2 protein-coding genes are annotated in these 1,079 nt (G+C 55.6%); both read left to right on the forward strand.

From position 1 onward, the window contains the following. Nucleotides 1-645 (forward strand): metal-dependent hydrolase (locus tag C5O18_RS10135; RefSeq protein ID WP_105193499.1); only part of this gene is annotated, 645 nt, incomplete at its 5' end. After that, nucleotides 645-1,079, forward strand: a 435-nt coding sequence (locus C5O18_RS10140) for a BtrH N-terminal domain-containing protein (RefSeq protein ID WP_241146823.1), incomplete at its 3' end; no start/stop codon positions are given. The genes C5O18_RS10135 and C5O18_RS10140, both read left to right, overlap by 1 nt.

The following is a 1,079-nucleotide window of genomic DNA, read 5'->3' on the forward strand; positions in this document are numbered from 1 at the left end:
CAGCACGGCATAGTTCATGACAGATTCAACCAGGTGATGGCCGGGCAGGGCGTTGATGTCGAGAAGGCTACGGCCAATTTGCGAAGTTTTATTCGTACCACACAGAAATACCTTCCGAAAAAATATCAGCTGGCGATGACGGCCGCCTTTGAGCACTTCACCGCGACCTTGGGCGAGGCCATGCTCAAGGAAGATTCCGATATGATTCGGGAGGCAGATCCGGTAATGCGCGCCTTGTTTCTGTGGCATGGAGTGGAAGAGGTGGAGCATAAAGCGGTGGCTTACGATCTTTATCAGACGGTGGCGGGCGGTGGGTATGTGACGCGCGTATCGGCTCTGGTAGTCGGCACCCTGATGATTCATTTGGTGGTAGCGCCAGTGTTCTGGAATATGCTGAAGCTGGATGGCGTGACCCGCCAACCCGGAGTGATACTGCGCGGCTTGAATCGCCTTTATGGTCGCCGAGGTATTCTTATCCGCATGATGCCGGAGTTTCTTGACTGGTTCCGCCCCGGCTTTCATCCGTGGGAAACCGGGATGCCTGAGAAAGTGGCTGCTTGGCTTGACGAGTATGGTCGTCACGGGGATCCGATGCGAGCTTCTGCTGCTGTTTACGACGGCGAGCATCTGGAGGCGGCGGCTTGATGAAGGTGACCGACACAGAGATGGAGTCTGACGTCAGCAGTGCTGCGCCGGTCAGGCAGTACTGCCACAGGACTGGTGTCCATTGCGGCAGCTCGGCGATACGCGATCTGCTGGAGTATCATGGACTTGAGATGACCGAGGCGTTTTGCTTCGGGCTGGGTGCCGGGCTGGGTATCACCTACGTGGAGATTCCTGATTCCGCCACTCCATTCATTGTTCACGTGCGTTCAATGGGCTTTGAGGAAAAAGTCTTTCACACACTGGGTGTGCCGTTTGCATGGTCAAGCTATCCGGATAAGGGCGCGGCAACAAATGACTTGCATCAGGCGTTGCGTGATGGCGTGCCTGCATTGCTGCTCACCGACATTTACCACTTGCCCTATTTCGGAAGTAAAACCCATTTTCCGGGTCATGCCATTGTCGCATGGCAGCTG

It is taken from the genome of Amnimonas aquatica (genome assembly GCF_002943415.1).
In the GTDB taxonomy this organism is placed as follows: Bacteria; Pseudomonadota; Gammaproteobacteria; order Pseudomonadales; family Moraxellaceae; genus Perlucidibaca; species Perlucidibaca aquatica_A.